The organism is Dyadobacter psychrophilus, from assembly GCF_900167945.1.
Lineage (GTDB): Bacteria > Bacteroidota > Bacteroidia > Cytophagales > Spirosomataceae > Dyadobacter > Dyadobacter psychrophilus.
The window spans coordinates 80,886-103,196 of sequence record NZ_FUZA01000003.1 but is presented as its reverse complement, the minus strand read 5'-3'; the positions used below and the strand labels follow the sequence as shown (position 1 = coordinate 103,196).

At 45.6% G+C, this 22,311-nt stretch carries 15 protein-coding genes; 7 read left to right on the top strand and 8 right to left on the bottom strand.

The annotated features are described in order from the left end of the window. Positions 1–32 precede the first annotated feature (32 nt). The 3 genes from B5X68_RS14265 to odhB all read left to right on the top strand — a co-directional run bounded on the left by B5X68_RS14265 (position 33) and on the right by odhB (position 5,521). A complete protein-coding gene (locus B5X68_RS14265) occupies positions 33–956 on the top strand; it encodes a PorP/SprF family type IX secretion system membrane protein (RefSeq protein WP_082215437.1) in 924 nt (307 codons plus the stop codon). A gap of 112 nt (positions 957–1,068) precedes the next feature. Then, a complete protein-coding gene (locus tag B5X68_RS14260) occupies positions 1,069–3,831 on the top strand; it encodes a 2-oxoglutarate dehydrogenase E1 component (protein WP_082215436.1) in 2,763 nt (920 codons plus the stop codon). Between the two features lie 49 nt (positions 3,832–3,880). After that, the gene (odhB, locus tag B5X68_RS14255; RefSeq protein ID WP_082215435.1) at positions 3,881–5,521 is read left to right on the top strand and encodes a 2-oxoglutarate dehydrogenase complex dihydrolipoyllysine-residue succinyltransferase; all 1,641 of its coding nucleotides are present in this window, start codon (positions 3,881–3,883) and stop codon (positions 5,519–5,521) included. Between the two features lie 55 nt (positions 5,522–5,576). On the opposite strand, the gene B5X68_RS14250 is transcribed toward odhB, so the two are convergent. Together B5X68_RS14250 and dtd are read right to left on the bottom strand one after the other, a co-directional pair. Continuing rightward, a complete protein-coding gene (locus B5X68_RS14250; protein ID WP_082215434.1) occupies positions 5,577–5,903 on the bottom strand; it encodes a nucleotide pyrophosphohydrolase in 327 nt (108 codons plus the stop codon). 94 nt (positions 5,904–5,997) lie between these two features. Then, positions 5,998–6,450, bottom strand: coding sequence for a D-aminoacyl-tRNA deacylase (dtd, locus tag B5X68_RS14245; protein ID WP_082215433.1), 453 nt, complete (start codon positions 6,448–6,450; stop codon positions 5,998–6,000). 109 nt (positions 6,451–6,559) lie between these two features. Between dtd and B5X68_RS14240 the strand changes: the two genes are divergently transcribed. Continuing rightward, positions 6,560–7,987 carry an L-serine ammonia-lyase gene (locus B5X68_RS14240; protein WP_082215432.1) on the top strand — a complete coding sequence of 476 codons (1,428 nt, stop codon included), beginning with the start codon at positions 6,560–6,562 and terminating at the stop codon, positions 7,985–7,987. A gap of 44 nt (positions 7,988–8,031) precedes the next feature. Here B5X68_RS14240 and mgtE read toward each other — a convergent pair whose 3' ends face one another. Together mgtE and rsmA are read right to left on the bottom strand one after the other, a co-directional pair. Then, positions 8,032–9,384, bottom strand: coding sequence for a magnesium transporter (mgtE, locus tag B5X68_RS14235; protein ID WP_082215431.1), 1,353 nt, complete (start codon positions 9,382–9,384; stop codon positions 8,032–8,034). Between the two features lie 68 nt (positions 9,385–9,452). Then, positions 9,453–10,259, bottom strand: a complete 807-nt coding sequence (gene rsmA / locus B5X68_RS14230) for a 16S rRNA (adenine(1518)-N(6)/adenine(1519)-N(6))-dimethyltransferase RsmA (RefSeq protein WP_082215430.1) — start codon at positions 10,257–10,259, stop codon at positions 9,453–9,455. 81 nt (positions 10,260–10,340) lie between these two features. Between rsmA and B5X68_RS14225 the strand changes: the two genes are divergently transcribed. Both B5X68_RS14225 and B5X68_RS14220 read left to right on the top strand, forming a co-directional pair. Continuing rightward, entirely contained in the window at positions 10,341–13,955 is a 3,615-nt protein-coding gene (locus tag B5X68_RS14225; RefSeq protein ID WP_082215429.1) for a PAS domain S-box protein, read from the top strand. A gap of 136 nt (positions 13,956–14,091) precedes the next feature. Continuing rightward, on the top strand, positions 14,092–16,974 hold the full coding sequence (locus tag B5X68_RS14220; protein WP_082215428.1) for an outer membrane beta-barrel protein: 2,883 nt from the start codon (positions 14,092–14,094) through the stop codon (positions 16,972–16,974). A 91-nt stretch (positions 16,975–17,065) separates the two neighbouring features. Here B5X68_RS14220 and B5X68_RS14215 read toward each other — a convergent pair whose 3' ends face one another. The 4 genes from B5X68_RS14215 to B5X68_RS14200 form a co-directional block, all read right to left on the bottom strand. Continuing rightward, positions 17,066–17,701 (bottom strand): LysM peptidoglycan-binding domain-containing protein, encoded by a 636-nt coding sequence (locus tag B5X68_RS14215; protein WP_082215427.1) that lies wholly within the window; start codon positions 17,699–17,701, stop codon positions 17,066–17,068. Positions 17,702–17,759: 58 nt separating this feature from the next. Further along, positions 17,760–18,251 (bottom strand): 5-(carboxyamino)imidazole ribonucleotide mutase, encoded by a 492-nt coding sequence (gene purE / locus B5X68_RS14210; RefSeq protein ID WP_082215426.1) that lies wholly within the window; start codon positions 18,249–18,251, stop codon positions 17,760–17,762. Between the two features lie 14 nt (positions 18,252–18,265). Then, complete coding sequence (locus tag B5X68_RS14205) at positions 18,266–19,396, bottom strand: 5-(carboxyamino)imidazole ribonucleotide synthase (RefSeq protein WP_082215425.1); 1,131 nt, start codon at positions 19,394–19,396, stop codon at positions 18,266–18,268. A gap of 98 nt (positions 19,397–19,494) precedes the next feature. Next, positions 19,495–21,555, bottom strand: a complete 2,061-nt coding sequence (locus B5X68_RS14200) for a BatA domain-containing protein (RefSeq protein WP_082215424.1) — start codon at positions 21,553–21,555, stop codon at positions 19,495–19,497. Between the two features lie 201 nt (positions 21,556–21,756). Between B5X68_RS14200 and B5X68_RS14195 the strand changes: the two genes are divergently transcribed. Further along, positions 21,757–22,308 carry a YcxB family protein gene (locus B5X68_RS14195; protein WP_170916651.1) on the top strand — a complete coding sequence of 184 codons (552 nt, stop codon included), beginning with the start codon at positions 21,757–21,759 and terminating at the stop codon, positions 22,306–22,308. Positions 22,309–22,311: the final 3 nt, after the last annotated feature.

Sequence of the window (22,311 nt, the reverse complement as noted above, 5' to 3'; positions counted from 1 at the left end):
TTTAATAAATTGACTTATTTCAATCCATTCTCATGAACACACATCACTTCTTGATCAAAGTAAACTTCTTCCTTCTCCTATTCTTTTTCGCGAGCTCTCAAACTGTTTTTGCCCAAAGAGAAGTCCTTTACGAACAATATGTGCAAAGTCCGATGACCATCAATCCGGGCTTTACAGGCGTCAGAGAGACATTCAATATGACGGCCATGTTTCGCAGAAAATGGTTTAACATTCAAAATTCACCTTCCAGTCAGACATTCACTGCAGACGGAACTGTTGCCAATGGAAAGTTTGGTATAGGTTTTATGGCATTGAATGATCAGACGAGCTTTTTCACGACAACAGGTTTTTCCGGATCATTTGCATATCATCTGGCAGTTTCAGATGAGTGGAAACTGGGGCTTGGCGCACAAGGCGGCATTAATGTGCTTCCGGTCGTGGATTTGACTTCCCCGAGAAATAATACGGTGCTGGGAAGTTTTGGGCTCGGGGCGTGGCTGCGCTCCGATCGTCTGTATTTTGGACTGTCAAAACCCGAACTATTAACACAGAATTTCGGCAATCAGGCAATAACCAGCGTTTACCGTCGTCCCTTATATATAATGGCTGGCGGCAGTTATGAATTGAATGATGATATCATGCTATTGCCACACATTTTGTTTGTCCAGGAAAAGGACCACGAATTGCGTTTTGATTTCGGCAGCCGGTTTTGGTTTAATGAAAAAGTAGGCGTGGGTGCTTCATATCGGGCAGGCGGAGGCTACAAATCGTTTTCTGCGAAGGTCGATTACTTGCAGGTTTCGGCAGAAGTGCAGGCGGGGAAGAACATCAGGCTGGGATATTTTTACAGCACAAGACAAGCTGAGCAAATTTACGCCTCCTATTCCGGCCCCAAAGGCATTCATGAACTGATGCTGAAATTTGTACCAAGTCCTAACGGATTCCAGAAATATTAGTGCGGCTGAAACGTCAGAGATCGTTTTTGGCCTAAGTTAAAAGGAGAATTTATTCGTAATGTTTTAATAACTCTCGTACCTTTGTGCGGTAAATGAAATACTCACTTTTGTGATGGATAAATACACATATATAGCAAATTCCGACGGCGCTTACATAGAGGAATTGTACAATTCCTATAAGCAGAATCCAGCTTCAGTAGACGAAGGCTGGCAGAAATTTTTTGAAGGCTTTGACTTCTCACAAAAGTATCCTGTTAACGGCAACGGCCACGCAAATGGCGCTGCCAACGGTAAAGAAGCAACGACGATTTCGAAGGCAGATCCAGCCCGTATCCGTAAGGAAATGGAAGTGGTTCACCTGATCCGCGGTTTCCGGTCAAGAGGTCACTTATTGGCCACTACAAACCCGATCCAGAAGCGCAGGGACCGTCAGCCACAGCTTGATATAGCTGATTTCAATCTCGGTAAAGAGGATCTTGATTCGGTTTTTGAGGCTGGTGTGGAGGTTTTCGGCAGGCCGGCAACATTACGGGAAATTGTTGATTCCCTGACTACGATTTATACAAGAAACATTGGTTTCGAATATTTATACATCCGCGACCGCGAGCAAAAAAGCTGGTTGCGTAAGAAAATTGAAAAGGAAGCATTGAACATGAGTTTCTCGATTGATGAGAAAAAACATATTCTTTCCAAATTGAACGAGGCGGTTGTTTTTGAAAATTTTCTTCACACAAAATATTTAGGTCAAAAGCGTTTTTCTCTGGAAGGTGGCGAAACTACTATTCCTGCATTGGACGCTATGATCAACAAAGCCGCAGAAATGGGCGTTGTGGAAGTAATGATCGGGATGGCACACCGCGGCCGTCTGAATGTGCTTGCCAACGTAATGCAAAAAACCTACGGACAGATCTTCAACGAATTCGAAGGCAACTTGCCCGACCAGGTTTGGGGCGACGGTGATGTGAAATATCACATGGGTTTTGCAAGCCAGATCACAACCAAGAATGGTGAAAAAGTACATTTGAAACTGGCACCAAACCCATCTCACCTTGAAGCCGTTAACCCGGTTGTAGAAGGTTACATTCGCGCCCGTGCCGATGGCATGTATGACAGTGATTACGACCGCGTTCTGCCGGTCTTGATTCACGGTGATGCAGCGGTTGCAGGCCAGGGAATTGTTTACGAAGTAACGCAGATGTCTGCGCTGAATGGTTATTACACAGGTGGAACTATTCACTTTGTGATCAACAACCAGGTAGGTTTTACAACAGACTTTATCGACGCAAGATCAAGCATTTATTGCACCGACATTGCCAAGATCGTTGATGCGCCCGTATTGCACGTGAATGGTGATGATCCTGAGGCAGTTGTGTTCTGTATGCGACTTGCTGTTGAATATCGCCAGACATTTAATAAGGATATTTTTATTGATATGGTTTGCTATCGTCGTCATGGCCACAATGAGGCGGACGAGCCGAAATTTACGCAGCCAGTTCTTTATAAATCCATTGAGAAACACCAGAATCCAAGGGAAATTTACCAAAAAACCCTTGCGGACCGTGGTGACGTAGACGCGCAGCTGGCCGCTAATATGGACAAAGAGTTCAAGCAGCTATTGCAGGAGCGTTTAGATATGGTGAAGCAAAAAGCGTTGCCCTATACATTGCCCAAACTGGAACAGGAATGGCATACTTTGCGCAAATCCAAGCCCGAGGATTTTGAAAAATCTCCTGAAACAGGCGTTCCTTTGGAAACATTGGAAAAAATTGGCAAGGCGCTTATCAGCACGCCTGAGAATTTCAGCCGGTTGAAACAGATCGATAAATTGCTCAAAGATCGTGAGCAAATGATTTTTGATAAAAAGGAAGTGAACTGGGCAACAGCAGAATTGCTAGCTTATGGTTCTATCCTTACCGAAGGAAATATTGTGCGATTAAGTGGCCAGGATGTCCAGCGTGGAACATTCTCGCACCGTCATGCAGTCCTGAGAGATGTCGAAACCAACGCACCTTATAGCAACCTGGAACACATTCAGGAAGATCAGGGCAGGTTTATGATCTACAACTCGCTGCTTTCGGAATACGGCGTTTTGGGTTTTGAATTTGGTTATTCCATGGCAAACCCAAATGCGTTGGTAATCTGGGAAGCACAGTTTGGTGATTTCGCCAACGGCACGCAGGTGATTATCGACCAGTTTGTTACATCAAGTGAAACCAAATGGGATCGCTGGACAGGTTTGGTTATGTTGCTGCCACACGGTTACGAAGGTCAGGGGCCAGAGCATTCAAATGCTCGTCCTGAGCGTTATTTGCAACTTTCCGCGAATTATAACCTGATCGTCGCCAATGTTACCACGCCTGCGAACTTCTTCCACTTGCTGCGAAGACAATTGAAATTTCCGTTCCGCAAGCCATTGGTGGTGATGTCGCCAAAATCAATGCTGAGACATCCCTTATGCGTTTCGCCGATCGACAGCCTTGTAAATGGTTCGTTCCAGGAGACGATAGGCGATAGTTTTGCAGATCCTAAAAAGGTCAAAAAAGTGTTGCTATGCACAGGAAAGCTATATTATGAGCTTTACGAGAAGCAGCAGGCAGATAAGCGTGAAGATATTGCCATCATCCGTCTTGAACAAATGCACCCGTTCCCGCAAAACCAGATTGATGCGCATTTGGCTCAATATCCAAATGCAAAAGTATATTGGGTACAGGAAGAACCTTTCAATATGGGTGGCTGGACATTCATGTTAAGAATGTATAAAGGCGCAAAACCGCTTCAGGTGATCGCCCGCGAATCCAGTGCTTCGCCTTCGACAGGATTCTCAAAAATCCACGCAAAAGAGCAGGCGGAGATTATTAGCAGAGCTTTTGAATGATATTCCTATAAATTTAGACACTTAGTTCGATAACAAGATTGCACATAAAATGGCTGAAATTGAGATAAAAGTACCGCCCGTTGGCGAGTCCATTACAGAGGTTACAATAGGAAACTGGTTCAAAAATGATGGCGATTTTGTGAAGATGGATGAGGTCATTTGTGGACTTGATTCGGATAAAGCGACATTTGAATTAACAGCGGAAGCAGAAGGCGTCCTGCACATCAAAGCGCAGGAAGGCGATACGCTGAACATTGGTGACCTGATTGCAACCATCGATTCAGCCGCAAACGGTGCATCGAAAGCGCCGGCTCCCAAGCAGGAAGCTGCCGCTGCTTCGAATGCTGCTGCGCCAGCCGCGTCAGCTGCAGAGGAACCAGCTGCCGATAAGATTGAAGATAAAGCCGCTGAACCTGCGGCCGTTGCGCCTGCCCAATCTGCATCTACAGGCGCTGCGCCAGCCGGTGGTGGAAAAGCATATGAGATGAAAGTTCCCGCAGTAGGAGAGTCGATAACTGAGGTTACCATTGCTTCCTGGAGCAAAAAAGATGGTGATCACGTAGAAGTTGACGAGATCCTTTGCGAGCTGGAATCCGATAAAGCAACATTCGAATTGCCGGCAGAAGCAGCTGGAACATTGCGGATTGTTGGAAAAGAAGGTGAAACGTTGTCAATCGGAGCAATCATTTGCACCATTGAGCAAGGAGCAGGGGCTGCTGCGCCTCAACAAGCGCCTCAGACATCTGCACCTGCCGCTGAAACAGCCGGAGCAGACAAAGCATACAGCGAAAAACATGCCTCCCCGGTTGCTGCGAAGATTTTGGCCGAAAAAGGAATTGATCCGAAAGATGTTAACGGTTCAGGATCTGGCGGACGGATTATGAAGGATGATGCTTTGAAAGCGGGTAGCAAACCGGCTGAATCGGCTCCTGCTTCACAGCCAGCACCAGCCAAACCAGCAACGCAAGCAGCCCCGGCCCCAGCCGGAGCGAGAAGTCAGCGTCGTGAGAAAATGTCGTCATTGCGTAAAACCATTGCGCGCCGTTTGGTGGCTGTGAAAAACGAAACGGCCATGCTTACCACTTTCAATGAGGTGGATATGAAGCCGGTAATGGACGTGCGTTCGAAATTCAAAGATAAGTTCAAGGAAAAGCATGAAGTAGGTTTAGGCTTTATGTCATTCTTTGTAAAAGCGGTAACGGTTGCGTTGAAAGACTTCCCGGTTATCAATGCTTATATGGATGGTGAAGAGCTGGTTTATAATGATTATGCAGATATTTCCGTAGCGGTTTCAACGCCTCGCGGGTTAGTTGTTCCTGTTATACGTAATGCTGAAACATTATCGTTCGCAGCTGTGGAGAAGGAAATCGTTCGCCTGGCAGTGCGTGCACGTGACGGGAAACTCGGGCTGGATGAAATGTCTGGTGGTACGTTTACAATCACAAATGGAGGAACATTCGGTTCAATGCTATCAACACCGATCATTAATGCACCGCAATCTGCGATCTTAGGGATGCACAACATTGTTGAGCGCGCAGTTGTCGTTGACGGTCAGATCGTTATCCGCCCGATTATGTATGTGGCGCTTTCATATGACCACCGCACGATTGATGGCAAAGATTCCGTAAGCTTCCTTGTTCGCGTGAAGCAACTTTTGGAAGATCCAATGAGATTATTGCTTGATATGTAATTTCAACATTGCACGATAAACGAAGAGAGCCTGGTCACCCGGGCTCTCTTTTTGTTTATTTCAATTTCGCGTTATCCTTGTGCCTGTCTTTATCCCGTTCTGTTTTCTTCGCCATATTCTTCTCAAAAGCCTCGGTCAGGTTAACGCCGGTTTGATTTGCTAGGCAGATCAGCACCCACATTACATCCGCCATTTCATCGCCCAGGTCTTTACCCAGATCTGATTTTTTGAAGGACTGGTCACCATAAGTCCTGGCCATAATCCTGGCAAGTTCCCCCACTTCCTCAGTAAGGATCGCCATATTGGTCAGTTCAGAAAAGTATCGTACGCCGTAGGTTTTGATCCAGTCATCTACTTGGGATTGTGCTTCTTGGATAGTCATGGGTTTAGTTTTGAATGAGTGGGTTTTGAATTAGTGAATTAGTGAATTAGTGAATGAGTGAATGAGTGAATGAGCGGGGGCTGACGCAGAAATCTTAGATCCTGTTTTTTGAATCAATTATAATGGTTACCGGGCCGTCATTCAGTAATGCTACTTTCATATCGGCCCCGAAGATCCCGCGTTGGATCGGTTTTTCCAATTCTGCTTCCAGAAAGTGGATCATCTTTTCGTAAAGCGGAATGGCAACTTCGGGTCTGGCTGCTTCGATAAAAGATGGTCTGTTTCCTTTTTTCGTGCTCGCATGAAGCGTAAATTGGCTGATCAATAGAATGTCTCCGTCCACTGATTTAAGGTCCAAATTCATTTTATCATCACTATCACCAAAAACCCGCAGCCCGACAATCTTTCTGCCCAACCATTCCACGTCCTCCTGACTATCAAGATGCGTAACGCCTAAAAGTACTAAAAAACCATTTTGTATCTCCCCCTCAATTTTTCCCTCAATGGTAACAGACGCACTGCTCACGCGCTGGATTACTGCAATCATATTAAAAAATTAATTATTATTCATTTGCTATAAAGGTAACCCCAGAATTTCCAGGTTTCCAAAACATCAAAAACTCTCACTAACTTTACCGAGCCAAGTTCAATTGCCAATGAAAGAAGAACGCATATCTGTTTTTGATATTTTTAAGATTGGGATTGGGCCTTCCAGTTCTCATACGCTTGGTCCGTGGAGGGCGGCGCAGCAGTTTTTGGCGGCTGTTCAGGTGCGCTGCGGGCTGGATCGGGTGCGGGCGGTTAACATTCATCTTTATGGTTCGCTGGCGAAAACAGGAAAAGGCCACGGTACGGATATCGCGGTTATTCTGGGTTTAAGCGGCTATGACCCGGTTACGGTCAAAACAGAGAACATTGACGAGATTTTGGCTGAAATTGCCTCAAAAGAATGCATCATGCTCCCCGGCGACATGCGGGTTGTTTTTACTCCAAAAGAAAACATTATCTTCCATAAGAACGAAACACTTCCTTTCCATCCCAATGGCCTTACATTCATTGCAAACTGTGAATCGGCGGGTTTAATCGAGGAAACTTACTACTCGGTCGGCGGCGGTTTTGTCATTCAGGAAGGTAAAGCGGAAGATGAATCGAAGGCGTGCGTCGACCTTCCTTATCCGGTCGACCAGGCGGCGGACTTGCTTAAATGGCACAACGATTCGGGTAAGCCGATCTGGGAAATTGTTTTGGAAAACGAAAAAGTTTGGAAGGACGAAACCCATGTCAGGCGTGATCTGATGAACATTTGGCACGTGATGCAGCAAAGTATTTTTCATGGTTGCCAAACGAATGGTGTTCTGCCCGGCGGCCTTCATGTGCAGCGGCGAGCGGCATCATTAAATAAAAAACTTTTGAATGACCTTGTTTGCGTGGGGTGCGATGACTGGATGGACGCGATCAGAACCAGTGGTGCTGGTTTTAAATATACATTGGATTGGGTAAGCTGCTTTGCATTGGCGGTTAATGAAGAGAATGCATCATATAGCCGCGTGGTTACGGCGCCTACGAATGGTTCTGCTGGTGTGATCCCGGCGGTTATCCAGTTTCACCTCGCGTTTGGCGGGGGCACGGATGAAGATGTGTTCAGATTTTTGCTTACAGCCGGTGAAATTGGCAGCATTTTCAAAAAAGGAGCGACGCTTTCTGCTGCTATGGGCGGTTGTCAGGCTGAAATTGGCGTTTCCTCCGCCATGGCGGCGGCTGGGCTGGCGCAGGTGTCGGGTGGGACGGTAGAGCAATGTCTGATGGCTGCTGAAATTGCCATGGAGCACCATTTAGGACTTACCTGTGACCCGGTGGGAGGTTTGGTGCAAATTCCCTGTATCGAGCGAAATACGATGGGAGCGATCAAGGCGATCACGGCTTGTCAGCTGGCCTTGCAAAGTAATCCTGAGAATGCAAAGGTTTCACTGGACAATGTTGTGCATACCATGTGGGAAACGGCGCTGGATATGAATAATCGCTATAAAGAAACTTCCGAAGGCGGGCTAGCCGTCAACATTCCGATCAGTTTGAGTGAATGTTAAATGAGCGGGCGCCGTTGCAGCCAACGAGGGATTAGCACTGATTATTAGAGATTTAATAGCAAATGTGCCAGTCCGAAATATACGCCGTAACCGATCAAATCATTAGCAGTAGTAATGAATGGTCCTGATGCAACTGCGGGATTAATGCCAATTTTTTCCAACAAAATCGGCGTCATAGTTCCCATAAAGGAAGCCAGGAAAACGACTGACATTAATGCTGCCGAAACAACCAGCGCCAGTTGTACGTCATTGCCAATCAGGAGATTAAATCCAAAAACGATCGTGCTGATGATAATGCCATTGATGAAAGCGACCGCAAACATCCTGATCAATCGCTGACCAACGGTCGTGTCTAAACCCGTTTTGTCAGCCAGACTTTGCAAAATAATAGAGGAAGTCTGGATGCCCACGTTTCCGCCAGTTGACCCAATAATCGGAATAAATGCAGCCATAGCAGGGATAATTTTCAAATCTCCCTCAAAAAAACTGATAAATTTCGCCGCTAAAATCCCGCCCATCATGCCCACCAAAAGCCACGGAAGACGCGCCTTGGTTTGCTGCCATATCGTGTCATCTTCTTCCACATCGCCCGTGATCCCCGCCATAGCCAATGTATCGGAACTGGCTTGTTCTGTGATCACGTCAATAACGTCATCAATGGTGATACGGCCTAGAAGTTTTCCCTGCACATTCACAACAGGCAGTGCGTCAAGGTCATAGCGTTGCATCAATTCTGCAACTTCTTCCGCCGGACGATATGTTTCTACGAAAATAACATCCTTGTCATAAAGGCTTTCAATGCGTGTATTTTTATGGGCGAGGACAATTTTTTTAAGTGAGAGAATGCCAAGTAGTTTGCCAAAATCATCGACCACATACACAGCATACACTTTGCCTACGTCCTCGGCCTGCTGCCGGAGTTCCTCAATGCATTGATTTACAGTCCAGTTGACATTGGCTTTCACCAACTCTTTCTGCATCAAACCGCCCGCCACATCTTCGTCATAATGCAGCAGGTCCAGAATAAATCGCGCTTGTTCGCGGTCTTCCAGCAAAGCAATGACTTCTTCTCGGACGCGGATAGGCTGCTCATTCAACAAATCCACCGCATCATCAGAATCAAAAAGATTGACGAAATGAGAGATTTCCTCCGACGTGAACGCTTTCAGAAAGTCGCGGCGCTCATTGGGTTCCATATCCGCGAGGATCTCAGCCCCGCGCTCCACATCCAGCCGCGTGATCAGGAATTTGGCACTTTCCGTTTCCAGCTCTGACAAAAGGCCGGTTATATCTGCCGGAAAAAGGCTTTCTGTTTCCGTTCTAATGGAAGCCGAATCCTCTTTTTCAATCAGTTCCTGAATGTGCTCTACGTATTCCTTGGTTAATTCAAACGTCATTGTTCACTTAGCTTTTAGCAATTAGCAGAATGCCTCCTAGCCAGATTATATACTTTTTAAAGGCAATTTTAGATTTGCGGCTGCAAGTCCTGGGCCAGCTTTGTGAGCTCAACGAACTCTGCGACACTCAATTGTTCCGCCCGTTTCGTCAATAATGGATGATCGGGCAAATCGCCCACCGGTTTCAGCGCATTGCGAAGCGTTTTTCTCCGTTGATTAAATGCGGTTTTTACAACACGGAAAAACATTTTTTCATCACAATCCAATGCCGCAACCGTGTTCCTGCGCAATCGGATTACGCCTGACTGCACTTTTGGAGGCGGGTCAAATGCGCCCGGGGGCACAGAAACCAGATAATCTATATCATAAAATGCCTGCAATAAAACGCTCAAAATCCCATAATCCTTGTTCCCCGGAGGTGACGCAATGCGCATAGCCACTTCCTTTTGCAGCATACAAACGATTTCCGGGATCTGGTCACGGATTTGTAATGCACGGAACAAGATCTGGGAGGAAATGTTATAAGGGAAATTACCAATGATGGCAAAAGGCTCGGAAAAATGATTTGCCGGATTGAATTTTAAAAAGTCGCCCTCAATGATCCTTGGAGTAAGACTTTCATAATGTTTCTTTAAATAGGTCACAGATTCGGTGTCAATTTCTATCACGTAAGTGCTGAATGCATCCTTATTGATAAGAAATTGGGTCAGGACGCCCATGCCGGGGCCTATCTCCAGAACCTTGCTGTAACCGTAATGTCCCGACAGGCCGTCAACGATCCGCTGAGCAATATTTAAGTCTTTCAGAAAGTGCTGGCCCAAATGCTTTTTGGCCCTCACTTTGGAATCGTCGCGCTTTTTATAATTTGTTTTCACGAACCAAAATTACGGCTTAATTCGTAGATTTATCGAATAAAGAATAGGAAGGAATCTTAAAAGTGCGATTATCGAGATACTATGGAAATGATCTTGTCCCATACCGATTGGCAGACTATACACGCTACACTTCAGCATCTGAACCTCATTGGAATTACGTTTTCTCCAGACTTCGTCATCCGTAATATCAGTGCGCACGCCTTGATGAAAACGGGCTGGCTCGAGTCGGATTTATTGGGACAAAGCATTTTTGATAAACTTATCCCGAAGGAAGAAGAGCACGAAATCCGGCAAATGCTGGAAGAAGGAATTCAGGGAAAGCGCAAGCTGGAACAACGGGAAATTCCTTTTTTGGCACAAAAAGGCTCATTAAGGACATTCTCGATCAATAGTGTGCTGATGCACCGCGAACAGGACGAGGTGGAATGTGTCACATTGGTGGGCGACGATATTACGCGCCGCCGCAGGATGGAATCGTCCATTGCCAAATCCAATTCACAGTTGCAGGACCTGGTGGATAATACGAGCGATCTGATCCAGCTTGTGGCGATTGACGGGAAATTCATATTTGTAAATAAAGCCTGGCGCGAAGTGCTGGGTTATGGGCTCGATGAAATCGCTTCCATGCGGATGGAAGACATTCTGCATCCGCAACATAAGGAACAGGCATTGGCGCAGCTGAAACTGATCGAACAAGGCCATTCCAATCCCAATTTTGTGACAGTATTCCTGAGTAGGGAAGGCAAAAAGGTTTTCGTTGCCGGAAGTGTCAATTGCAGGTTTGATAATGGTAAGCCAACTGCTTTCCGCTGCATTTTAAACGATTTTACAGAAAAAATAAGGGCTGAAAAGGCACAAAACCTGTATTATAGCATTGCCAACTGGACGGTTAACACGCAAAATCTTGACGACTTCTACCACAGCATTCATGAGGAATTAGGCAAGATCATCGATGTCAAGAACTTCTTTATCGCGCTTTACGATCCAAGCAAAAGCTACATTTATTTCCCTTATTACGTGGATCAGTATTTCCAGGGAAATGTGAGATTTACCAAAAGGAAACTGGGTAATGGTGTTACTGAATACGCCATTGCGTCCAATAAACCACTTTTCCTGTCGGGAGAAAAGATTGAGGAATTGGCTAAAACCAACAGCTTGTATCTATATGGTGTAACGCCAAAATTGCTTCTGTGCGTGCCTTTACGTGTGGGCGACCGCGTTACGGGGATCATTGGTGTAAAATCCTATGACGATCCTAATATGTTCGACGCCAGGGACTTGGAATTGCTGGAATTCATTTCAGGCCAGGTTGCGATGGCGATTGCAAGGAAACAAAGCGAAGAAGAACTGAGTAAATATCTGGCACGACTGAATGCCATTTTCGATAGCAGTTCTCATTTAATCTGGTCGGTCAACAAATCGTTGCAACTGACTTCATTTAATAGAAATTATGCGGATCTTATTCAGAATCAGCTTGGTGTGAGGCCATCACTGCAATCGAGCGCAGAGAAATTTGGCTGGCGAATGGTTGGTAACAGTAATCGCAGGACACTTGAAACGAAATACAGGCAAGCATTAAAAGGTGAACCGCAATATTTTGAATTTAAAATCGACCGGAAAGACCAGGGCGAAATGTGGCTGGAATTTTATCTCAATCCCATCCATTATGCCGATGGCGTAATTGAGGAAGTATCGGGCATTGCGCGCGACATTACGCGGCGTAAGGAAGCCGAACTTTCATTGAGGCATAGCGAAGAACTTTTCCGTGGGATTTTTGAAAACCTGCAAGATATTTATTGCCGGATCAACCGCCTTGGCGAGATCACGATGATCAGCCAATCCGTGCTGAAAAGGCTTGGTTACCTGCCAGGCGAAGTTATAGGGCACAAAATCACAGAATTTTTCCCGGATAAAAAACGGATACATTCTGCATTGATCCGATTACGAAGGAGCAAGAGTCTAAGAAACTTCGAGATCTCGCTTTACCGCAAGGATGGCACCGAGAGGCAGTTTATGATCAACATGCTGATGTTCACCAATGACAAAGGCAAGCCGACGGAAATTGCCGTTCTCGCGCGTGACATTACTGAATTAAAGCGCAACGAGCAGGAATTGCTGAAAGCAAAAGAACACGCAGAACGATCCTTAAAGGTTAAGGAAGGCTTTTTGGCTAACATGAGCCATGAAATCCGGACGCCAATGAATGGGGTGATCGGGATGATCGACTTGCTGGGCGAGACGCCGCTGGATGTGGAGCAAAAAGATTACGTGCTCACAATCAAGCGCTCATCGGAAACATTACTCAACATTCTGAACGACATTCTGGATCTTTCCAAAATTGAAGCTGGAAAGATGGAACTGCACGAGGCGCCGATTGCAACCGAGGAATTGTTACTAAAACTCGTCTCCCTTTTCGGTCAGACCGCCAAAAGCAAAGGCAATACACTTACCTATCAAATCGCCCCCGACATTCCAAAGTTCATCATTGCAGATCAGACGAGGTTATTGCAGATCTTATCAAATCTGACTTCCAATGCGTTGAAATTCACAGAAAATGGCGCGGTTACGGTTATTCTGACATTGGTTAAAAAGGATGGATTGTTCCATAAGATCAAGGTGGAGGTCCAGGATTCAGGCATTGGGATCAGTCCGATGGACCGGCAGATTTTGTTTACTTCGTTTACTCAGCTCGACAATTCTTCACGCAAATCTTTTGGTGGAACTGGACTTGGATTGGCCATTTCGAAACAGTTATGCGAATTAATGCATGGGGAAATCGGCGTGGAATCCACGGTAGGAGAGGGAAGTACGTTCTGGTTTACATTTGAAACCAAAGAAACTTCCATCGCTCAAGCCAGTACCATTGTGCAAATGGAAGAAACGCCTATCGAGAATGTTTTCAAGGATTACCATCCAACGATCCTGCTTGTGGACGATAATGCCGTGAACCGGAAAGTGGCCAATGAAATCCTGAAAAAATCGGGCTGTTACGTAGATCTCGCAGAAAGCGGTTTTAAGGCAATTGAAATGGTGGAGGCCAAAAGAAAGGTTTCGGATGTGAGTTACGACATTATATTTATGGATATCCAGATGCCGGATATGGATGGCGTTGAAACTTCCCAGGAATTAAAAAAACGCTTCCCGGATTCTATGCCGCCGATCGTTGCTATGACGGCCTATTCCATGAAAGAGGACCGCGACCGCTTTATGAGCCAAGGCATGGACGACTACATTGCCAAGCCGATCCGGGCGCAGACATTGATCCTCAAAGTAAAAGACCTGCTAGGCAATGTGGAAAGCCGAAAACTGGAATCCAAACAACGTGAAATTGCACAGGAAGTGATTTTGCCCGTTTTGGATAAAGAAATAATAGACCAATTGAATGGCATAGGCGGTGCGGATCTCGTGTGGTCTGTGTTCGAGGATTTTGTTACCGAATCCAATGAGTTGGTTTCGGGCGCTTTGGAGGCTTATGCCAATGGCGACATTAAGACGGTCAAAAGCAATTTGCATACGTTAAAGGGCAGCGGCGGGACTGTGGGTGTAGCGCAAGTCGCAGAAATTGCCCGCGATGCGGAGTGGCGTTTGAAATCCGATGACACGAGCACGCTTGCGGAGGCCCTTCCGCAATTGGAAAAAGCTTATCATAAGTTCCTGAATGCGTACGAAGGGCTGCTGAAAGACTGGTTGAAATGAAATTTTCTCGTCGGGTAAATCCTGGCGTTGATCTATAAGTGCGGTGGTTTTATCGATTGTAGAGGTTTATTGCTGAGCGGAATTAAACTTTACCCAAAAAGGATGCTCTAAACTGCAATAAACCTTTACAGAAACCATGAACAGAATTGCATCCCTGATCTCGCTGCTGATTTTATTTTCGCTTTCAGCATTTGCCCAAGAGCCAACCGGCCGGATTTCCGGCGTAGTTAAGGACAGCGTCACGAACGAACCGGTCGTTGGCGCCTATGTGGCTGTGAGCAGGAATGTGCCGGATGCTAAGCCCGAGTATGTGACGACTGATGTGGATGGCAAATTTTCCTTCAATGGACTGGTCAAACAAGCTGCTTATCTCATTAAGGTTTCATATCTCAGCTATAAAGATGCTTCCCGCACGGTTACATTGCGGGATGACAATCAGGATGTTGGAATATTTCAGTTGAGTGAGGCGGTTGCAAATCTGAAAGAGATTAAGGTCGTTGGCCAGGTCACCGCTATGGAGCAAAAAGGCGACACGACCCAATTTAATGCTGCTGCATTCAAAACCAATCCCGACGCGACTTCCGAAGATCTTATCCAGAAAATGCCCGGCATTACGGTCACGAACGGAACTGTAACGGCTCACGGAGAGACTGTTAACCGGGTTTTGGTAGATGGTAAGCCGTTCTTTGGAGAAGATGCTGCATTAACTTTGAAATCACTTCCTGCTGAAATTGTGGATAAAATCGAAGTTTTTGACAAACTAAGCGATCAGGCCCAATTCACAGGTTTTGATGATGGCACTGCACAGAAAACAATCAATATTGTTACCAAGGCAGATCGCAAAATGGGGCAGTTTGGTAAGGTTTTCGCAGGTTATGGACTGGATAACCGCTATCAGGCTGGCGGAAATGTGAGCTTTTTTAAAGGCAACCAGCGTATATCAGTGATCGGTTTGAGTAATAACATTAATATGCAGAACTTCTCCAGCCAGGATTTGATCGGTGTATCTGGTGGCGGAGGTGGCGGAAGAGGGGGCTCAGGAGGAGGTTCTTCGGGCAACTTCTTGGTCGGAAATCAAAGTGGGATCACGGGAACCAACTCATTTGGCTTGAATTATGCCAATAAGTTTGGTAAAAAAGTGGATGTTACCGGCAGTTATTTCTTCAACCGGACTGGTAACAGCAATTTGCAGAGTATGCAGCAACGCTTCATTTTACCAGGCGATACGGATTCAACCGATCAGATTTATGATGAAAACAGCCGTACAAATAACACCAACGCCAATCACAGACTGAATTTCAGAATAGAATATAACATTAATAAAAACAACTCGCTGATCATTACGCCGCGACTGAGCTTTCAAGATAATAATTCGGCGAGTACAAAAGCAGGGCTTAACACACTAAATGGTCTGCGGATCAATAGTTTGGACAATAACCAGCGCAACGCGACAAATGCTTACAACTTCAATAATGATGTTTTGTTCCGTCATTCGTTTGAAAAGAAGGGCAGGACGTTATCCGTAAACCTGAATACGCAGCTGAATGATCGTAACGGAACAGGTAACCTGTATTCAAGAACAATGTTTTACGACAGCCTGGGCCTTGCCGCGAGAGGGGATACACTTGATCAGCAGAGCTTTACATATTCTAACGGCGTTACATTGGGCGGAAATGTGAACTATACAGAACCCATCGGGAAATACAGTCAGTTACAGTTCAATTACGGCCTGACCGTAAGCAACAGCGATTCCAAAAAGGAAACTTATAATATGAGTTTTGATGAAAACACTTATTCTGACCTGGATTCGCTGCTTTCCAACACTTTTGACAATCGATATGTGACCAATCGCGCGGGAGTCGGATATCGTTACCGCAAAAACAGCTGGTCCGCGAACTTTGGAGTGGATTTTCAAAACACAGGATTATATAGTCAGCAGCTGGCGCCTATTAATGCCAAAGTGGATCAGTCATTCACCAATTTGCTGCCAAATTTTATGTTGAGTTACAGATCGAAAACCGGCACGCAGTTCCGTACATTTTTTCGTAGCTCTACAAACCAACCATCCATTTCGCAATTGCAGAATGTGATCGACAACAGCAATCCGTTAGCGCTGACGGCTGGTAACCCCGGCTTGAAACAGGAATATCGCAACAGTTTTAATGTTCGCTATTCGCTTGCAGGCGCCGAAAGACCTTACAGCTTGAATGCCATGGTTTTTGTAACCCAAACCAACAATGCCATTGTGAACTCAACGATCATTGCCCAGGAGCCCACCGAAGTGGCTGACGGCATTGTTCTGGAACGCGGTGCAAAATTTACGAAGCCTGTGAATGTGGACGGAAGCTGGAATGCAAGAACTTTCCTTGCATATGGAAAGCCGGTTGCGCCGCTGAAACTGAATGTGAACCTGACCACTGGCTTCAATTATGTGCGTTCGCCGGGTTTGATCAACAACATTTCTAATTTTTCTAACACGTATGCGGTTTCACAAGGTCTGGTTATCAGCAGTAATGTGAGTGAAAAGCTGGATTTCACAGTTTCGTACTCAGGAAATTACAATATGGTCCGCAACACAATTCAGCCGAACCTGAACAATAATTATTATACGCAAGGGATTACCGGACGTGTCAACTGGATTTTTGGAAAAGGATTTGTAGTCCAAAGCGACATAAGCAACCAGTCTTACCGCGGTTTGGGAGAAGGTTATAATCAAAACTTCACACTCTGGAACGCGAGCGTTGGTAAGAAATTCCTTAAAAACAATGCAGGTGAATTGAAATTGACGGTTTTTGATATTTTGAAACAAAACAACAGCATTACCAGAAACGTAACTGAAACTTATGTGCAGGATGTAACCAACCGCGTTCTGACCCAATACGCAATGCTTACATTCACTTACACGCTGAGAAACTTTGGAAAAGCGCCAGCTCCGGAAAATAATCGCCGCAGAGATTTTGACAGCGGTGATATGCCTGGTGGTGGAAGGGGAGGCAGAGGCGAACGGGGTGGGTTTTAACTAAGAAACTGTTGCTGGATCGAACTTTCCAATGCAAAAAAGCCCGGAGCGAGTATTCGTTCCGGGCTTTGGTATAAAGTAAATTGAAGATCTATTTTTTTGAAGGGAAAGGAATGATCAGTTTTTCTCCTCTTTCTGAGTAATCCCTGGTTCTGCCATTCGCCTTCATAAGTGCCTCTTTCGTGATGCCGTATTTGCCTGCAACAACCCTCAAAACGTCACCGGGGCCAACCGTATGCACCGCCTGGACCTGTATTTTGAGTTTTGTAACGTCCGACTTTAATTCAGGACTGGAAGAATTTAGTCCCTTTAATGTTTCCGTTTTTAAATTATAGCGGGAAGCAATGCTGGAAAAACTCTCACCGCTTTTCACTGTATGCGTAATTTGCTCACCTCCCACTGATGATGCCGAGATAGCGGGCGTTGTTTCTTTTTCGGGCTCTTTTGGTTTTTCTTTGGCCGGTTCAGCCGTTTTTTCAGCAGGTGCAGTTTCAAGCGCTTCGGCAGGTTCATCCGTGATGGGTTCTCCAACACTTTGCTCGTCCAATGTTGAGTCTACAACGACCGAGGTAAGTTCTTCGGAGTTGGATGAACTGTCTGAAATGTATTCATACCCCACGTACAACATTGCTAATACCAAAAGAACCAACACAAGAAGCGTAACAATTGGGAGGTTGGACTTTTCGGTCGGACGGACATTTCTTTTTTTAGGGAATTCGTCTTCCATAGCCGGTTATTCGATGTTTTGTGGTGCAAATTAATTTTACGAAAATACTAAAGACCTTCTAACTTCCAAGGTGATTTTTCAATTCCTCATTCATCACCGCAACTTTTTCTTTTAAGCCCTCTTTGAACAAATCAAGCCGTTTTCCAACTTCCTGATCGCTGGCTCCAATGATCTGCGCAGCCAATATTCCGGCGTTTCTGGCACCGTCTAATGCAACCGTTGCAACCGGGACGCCTGATGGCATTTGCAAAATGGAAAGAACAGAATCCCAGCCATCTATCGAATTGCTCGACAGCACGGGAACGCCGATAACGGGCAATGAGGTGAGCGAGGCAACCATTCCCGGCAAATGCGCCGCACCGCCTGCGCCAGCGATAATAACCTGTAATCCGCGGCTTCTGGCCGTTGAGGCATACTCCAGCATGCGTTCGGGAGTCCGGTGTGCGGAAACGATTTCCATTTCAAAGGCGATCCCGAGTTCGGAAAGTGCATCAGCTGCCTGCTGCATAATTTTCCTGTCCGACAGGCTTCCCATTATAATTCCAACCATTACTATAACGAAGATTACTTACTGATTACTCTAATATTCTGCTTAACAAAATCAACCTTTCTCTTTAAAGACGCGATATCGGCATCCATAATGGTAATGTGGCCCATTTTTCTAAATGATTTTGTAACAGCCTTCCAATATAGGAATGGAAAAACCTGTTCTGTCGCCAATAACTTCTCCATTCCTTCATAAACGGCCGGTCCTTCGTAACCTTCTTCGCCCAGCAAATTAACCATGGCAGAAGGCCCGTAAGCTTGTGTGCTGCCCAGTGGTAAATCCAATATCGCCCGCCAATGTTGCTCGTATTGTGAAGTCACATTGGCGCGGATGGTGTGGTGGCCGCTATTATGCGGCCGTGGCGCCACTTCGTTGATCAGAATCTCTCCGTCTGCTGTCATAAAAAGCTCAACTGCCAGTAATCCTACGATCTGGAATGCATCTGCTGTTCTTCTGGCTATTTCCAGCGCTTTTTCATCAATTGATTTTTCAATTTCTGCGGGAGCGAAAAGATACTCTACGAGGTTCAGTTCAGGATGGAAAACCATTTCCACGGTTGGGAACGTTGTGATTTCACCTTTCACATTCCTTGCAACAATCACGGCCAGTTCCTTGTCGAAAGGCACCGCTTTTTCCAACAGTCCGGGCTGCTCGAAAGCTTTATCAATGTCTCCTTCGGAAGTTAACCGCTGCACACCGCGGCCATCGTAACCATCTTTGCCGAGCTTATGAAATGCGGGTAAAAAAGAGGAATGCTTGCGAACGTCCTCCCTGTTTTCTGTTAATATAAAATCAGCAGTAGGGAGATTGTTTTCTTTATAAAACTGTTTTTGAATGCGTTTATCCTGGATCAGGCGGATGACTGATGGTTGCGGAAAGATTTTTTTGCCTTCCTTTTCCAGCGCTTCCAGGGCCTGAACATTAACCTTCTCAATCTCTATTGTGATGACATCCAGGTCTTTACCGAAATTATAAACTGTGTCATAATCCTGCAATGAGCCTTGCTGAAAGTGTGGGGCAATTTGTCGGCATGGAGCCTCTGCGTCGGGATCAAGGACGTGAATGTCCAGATTCCAGTCCACAGCGGCTTGTAAAAGCATAAGTCCTAGTTGGCCGCCGCCAAGAATTCCTATTCGCGATGAAAGCATTTAACGTTTCGGTAGTGTCGCACAAAATTGGTGTAAAAACCGCTAACATAAAACTGAACCGAAATCTTTTGACAAGAATTCTGCTTTCGTTGGTTCAATCATTTCAAAAACCTTATCAAAGCGATTTCCACCAGCAGGAAGAAGAGGGCGGCGTATAGGAAGTATTTCCATAGATTGGTTCCCATGTTTTGCTGCTGGAATGCTGTGGAGAAGGCATCGTCGTCGATGCGGTCGAAGATCTGAATGTTTTTCTGGCCTGCGAAAATGGTTCTTAGCTCGTCCGGGGAGTAGTATTGCAGTTTTGATTCTGCATTGTTATGATTCAATGCGATGATCTGCTCCACTTTATTATCCTTTATTAACTCAAAATAACCTGCGTCCAGTCCTTCGCCAAGCTGATCGCCCTGTGGGATTTCCAGCAAAAGCTGATTTCCGGCGATTCGCTGCACTGGGATAACTTCCGTTTTGTTCCTTCTCAATTTATAAACTGTGTTGGGTTGCGCTTTTTCAACATTCAGACTGATCGGATTTTCGTCGAACTTGCAAGATGTACGTTGGGCACGGACGCTGGATGCGGCGATTTTATACATGATCGGGACGAAAATGGCATGTTGCGCAATGTTACCGTATTCAGGGTTTAATGGTGCGGCGAAGAGATAGAGCTTTCCGGTTCCCGAGGTTACCTGATTCAGATAAGTTTGCCCGTTACGCAATGCAAGCACCATTTGCCCTGCATTGGCCCAACTCCATACTGGCGAAGCGGAGGGTAAATTAAGGTTCAGTTCCTGGCGGACAGACTCTTCAAAAACATCACTAAAAAACGGATTGTTGCGATCCGGCGCTGCAAATGCAACCGGCGCAGGATCAGCATTCTGTGTTCCGGTAAGACCATTGACACCAAGCCGCGAAAGGAAACCATTGTAACTTTCAGTGCTAGGAGCGGCCGGTGGAATCACAGTAACGCTTCCACCATTTCGGATAAGCTCCTGCAAGTCCTGCGGTAAGGAGCCGGAAAGCGAGGTAACGCCTTCCAAAATGACCAGATCCGTGTTTTTAATCAGTCCCGGATCAACATTATTGGCACTATAACTTTGCAGCGAAAACAGGCTGTCATTAGCATATACGTTTTCAACGTAATTACCGGCCGACTTTTGTCCATAAATATGCAGCACGCGAATTAATGGCGAAGCATTAAGGACGAAGTAGTAATTGTTGTCAAATGTTACCGGGAAATCGTCAAACGTGATCTGCCCTTTTTTGTATCCTTTTCCTTTGAGGTTAAAATTGAATTTCGCAGTCGCGCTGCCGTTTGCAGGCACATTCACGGATGCTGTTGAAGCCTGTGTATTGTCCAGATTCAGCTTTAAAACAACATTACGGGCAGCTTCTGAACCGGAGTTGCTGACCTTTACGAAGAGAATGTTGTTTTGCAACTCACGTATAAAAGGCGTGTTGAGCCACGCAGAATCCACGAAAACATTCTTTTCAGCCGCAGCCTGAACGGGCACCAGAAAAAGTTGGTTTGTTGTATCCGTTTTAAGCCCGGAGAGATTTCCGGAAGTGCTTTTTTGGAAATCGGAAAACCAGAAAAGCTGGTTTTTGCCCGGATGCTGATGCCGGGCCATGAGGTTTTCCTGTCTCTTATAAATCTGGTCAAAAGTGCGTGGTGTGTTTGATAAACCAATGGTTGTCAGTCTGTCACGTAATTTTTCTGACGCATATAAGCCTTGTTCCTGGGCTGAAAACTCGTTGGTGACGAGTTGGAGGGACGTTGCATTTCTGAAAAGCCCCAGTAATTCGCTCAGACGTGCGGTCGCAATGTCCAGATAGCGCTTGTTGTTGAGCTCGCTTTCCATGCTCAGGGAATTGTCGAGATATAAGCTGGTAATGCCTTTCCGGTCAACGGCAACATTGTTTTGCGCAGGTAAAAATGGCTGAGCGAATGCGAGCGCAAGGCAAATGATTGCTAAAATGCGCGCCGCCAACACCAGCCAGTGCTTCACCTGCCTTACCGAACGCGTTTTTGTTTCTACTGCCTTTAAAAATGCGACGTTGGTAAAATAAACTTTTTTGGTACGACGGAAATTGAATATATGAATCGCAATAGGAACCGAAACAGCCAGAAGACCCCACAAAAATGATGGAAAAAGGAAACCCATTTAGTTATGAATATTTTCGTGTTTCATGTTCAACGCAGTTAAGAAAGACAAATTACACTAAAATCTCATAACAGTTTTTTATTTCAACAGCTTTCTGATATGTCGACAGCTTTTTTCTAACTTTGCACTTCATTTTCCGGGAGCATAATGACAACAACAATGCTTGCAGGGAATTACAGAATTGTTAATTTAAACTGAATTATGGCCAAAGTTTCGGTGAATAAACACCAGCCCGTCTACCAGATGCCTACGAACCCGGCGGCGGTCCGTACGAAAAGATACGCTTTACCCACTAAAAAATACATTACCCTTGCCATGCGTTATTTTTTCAAAACGCAGTTGAAATGGGGGTTGATACCATTGGCGCTGATCCTGATCAATGCCGTTCTGAACCTTACCGGTGTTTATCCGAACTTATGGATCTACATAACGGTGTTTGTCGGCGCGTTACTTTACGTGCTTTTCTGGCTGGTACAGTTTACAGGAATTACGCAGCTTGCTCAGTACAAACCCATGTTTGAGAAGTTCTCTTATGAGATCGACAATCGTCAGATCCTGATGAAACTGAACCAGAAAGAGGGCAGTGTGATGAAATGGGAGCAGATCATGGATGCTTACAAAGATAAGGACGCTTATGTGCTGGTTATTTCAAAAGGCCAGTTCTTGTATTTACCATTTAGCATTTTTACTTCTGAGCACGATATCAAGGTTTTTGAGCGTATAATGAAGCAAAAGGACTTTTTGAAAGCATAAATT

What these genes read in the sequence shown, in the direction of transcription:
- B5X68_RS14265 (WP_082215437.1), top strand. Translation starts at nt 33, where the DNA reads ATGAACACACATCACTTCTTGATCAAAGTAAACTTCTTCCTTCTCCTA.
- B5X68_RS14260 (WP_082215436.1), top strand. Translation starts at nt 1,069, where the DNA reads ATGGATAAATACACATATATAGCAAATTCCGACGGCGCTTACATAGAG.
- odhB (WP_082215435.1), top strand. Translation starts at nt 3,881, where the DNA reads ATGGCTGAAATTGAGATAAAAGTACCGCCCGTTGGCGAGTCCATTACA.
- B5X68_RS14250 (WP_082215434.1), bottom strand. Translation starts at nt 5,903, where the DNA reads ATGACTATCCAAGAAGCACAATCCCAAGTAGATGACTGGATCAAAACC.
- dtd (WP_082215433.1), bottom strand. Translation starts at nt 6,450, where the DNA reads ATGATTGCAGTAATCCAGCGCGTGAGCAGTGCGTCTGTTACCATTGAG.
- B5X68_RS14240 (WP_082215432.1), top strand. Translation starts at nt 6,560, where the DNA reads ATGAAAGAAGAACGCATATCTGTTTTTGATATTTTTAAGATTGGGATT.
- mgtE (WP_082215431.1), bottom strand. Translation starts at nt 9,384, where the DNA reads ATGACGTTTGAATTAACCAAGGAATACGTAGAGCACATTCAGGAACTG.
- B5X68_RS14225 (WP_082215429.1), top strand. Translation starts at nt 10,341, where the DNA reads ATGGAAATGATCTTGTCCCATACCGATTGGCAGACTATACACGCTACA.
- B5X68_RS14220 (WP_082215428.1), top strand. Translation starts at nt 14,092, where the DNA reads ATGAACAGAATTGCATCCCTGATCTCGCTGCTGATTTTATTTTCGCTT.
- B5X68_RS14215 (WP_082215427.1), bottom strand. Translation starts at nt 17,701, where the DNA reads ATGGAAGACGAATTCCCTAAAAAAAGAAATGTCCGTCCGACCGAAAAG.
- purE (WP_082215426.1), bottom strand. Translation starts at nt 18,251, where the DNA reads ATGGTTGGAATTATAATGGGAAGCCTGTCGGACAGGAAAATTATGCAG.
- B5X68_RS14205 (WP_082215425.1), bottom strand. Translation starts at nt 19,396, where the DNA reads ATGCTTTCATCGCGAATAGGAATTCTTGGCGGCGGCCAACTAGGACTT.
- B5X68_RS14200 (WP_082215424.1), bottom strand. Translation starts at nt 21,555, where the DNA reads ATGGGTTTCCTTTTTCCATCATTTTTGTGGGGTCTTCTGGCTGTTTCG.
- B5X68_RS14195 (WP_170916651.1), top strand. Translation starts at nt 21,757, where the DNA reads ATGGCCAAAGTTTCGGTGAATAAACACCAGCCCGTCTACCAGATGCCT.